At 37.7% G+C, this 1418-nt stretch carries 1 protein-coding gene; it reads right to left on the bottom strand.

Features of this window, described 5'->3' with window-relative positions; translation table 11 throughout:
- Positions 1–1246 (bottom strand): IS4 family transposase (locus WKU33_RS18865; protein WP_340456128.1); only part of this gene is annotated, 1246 nt, incomplete at its 3' end.
- Between the last annotated feature and the right edge of the window lie 172 nt (positions 1247–1418).

Below are 1418 nucleotides of genomic sequence, written 5' to 3'. Positions count from 1 at the left end.
AAGCATCTTCAAGAAGCTCGATTAGTTGTTGTAATGCAACTGCCCAATCCAGTTCATTTACTTCGTCACAAAGTTCATAAAACATCCCGCCAAGTGTGCGGTCATCTGTACTACAGCGGTTTTGCCAAGACAAAAGGATATATCTTGAAAAGACAATCGTCGTGTGGCTGATTAGTGAATCATAGGATCTACCTTGAAATTCCTTTTGTAATTTCAACAGAGATTTTGTCGCCTTGAAAAAGACTTCAATGTCCCAGCGCATTCCGTAAATTCGAATAATCTCTGTTTCTGTTAACGTACAATCCGTACTTAAGATAGCTAACCATTCACTTCTTTTATTGCGATTTCGAACGAATACAACTTTTACTGGTACTCCGTTTGCCATCGTTGTATGAATAGAGCGCAAGATACTTTTGTTTCCCGATGCTGGTTTCGCTAGACGATAAAGTTCTTTTAAATTAACCCGTTTTTCATCAACTAAATAACGTTGATTGGTAGCTTTCACCATACCAATCACGTCTATACCTTGTTCCACAATCGATTGAATCAGTGGCTGCTGGGTAAACCAACTATCCATTAACACATAAGATGCGTCTATTCCTGCAGAAAGTGCCCGTGAAATCATAGATGGTAGTTGTTCTGGAGCTGTTTGTAGGGCTTCTTCCCGTCTTTTATAACCAGAAGTGCGTTTGTCTACTTTATTCGAAATATCATTGATTTTTGACTTCTTTGAGCTTAATAAGGAGAAGTCGACTGGCATGAAAGTGGCACCATCCGACCAACCAAGCGTAAGCATACGAAAACCTTTGTAAAAACGCATTTTTTGAGATGCGTGATCAAAACAGCGAGCCAGTAATTCTACTTTCTTACTCCGGTTCCGTTCATAGGCAGAGTCATCAACGATTAACACTTTTGGACGATCATTTTTGGTCAACCGACTTACTTTAGAAATGGTTGAAGCACTTAGTGAAAGTAAAAAACGGCGCCAATTATACTTGGAATAGTTTAAAAAGCGATAGATGGTGTCTTTCCCTGGCAGACTTTCTGATTTTTTGCTTTCAAGCAATCGAAACCAATTTTTCTGTTCGAAAATTAAACAAAATAGGAGCTGAAATAAATAAGCACAAGAAAACCCAAATCCTTTGGTGATACCGGCTTTCCGCAAATGTTTAAGCATCTCTAATTCATTAAAACCAGATTTTAATTCGGTTGGCATTTGATTATTTTGGTCATTATTCGCTATCATAGTAGGAGGCACCTCTTCTATTTGGTAGTTTTTTTCTAGACAATTAAACTATACCAAAAGTGGAGGTGTTTTTCTTTTTTATAGTAGGCAGATGTCAAGGTCCATAATGAATTTCCAAAAGTACTTTACCAGATAAAGGTTAGATGTCATTTTTACTCTGCGAAAGTTGAGT

The organism is Oceanobacillus sp. HCA-5259 (assembly GCF_037892815.1).
Lineage (GTDB): Bacteria > Bacillota > Bacilli > Bacillales > Amphibacillaceae > Oceanobacillus > Oceanobacillus indicireducens.
This window is presented reverse-complemented; position numbering and strand designations above follow the sequence as displayed.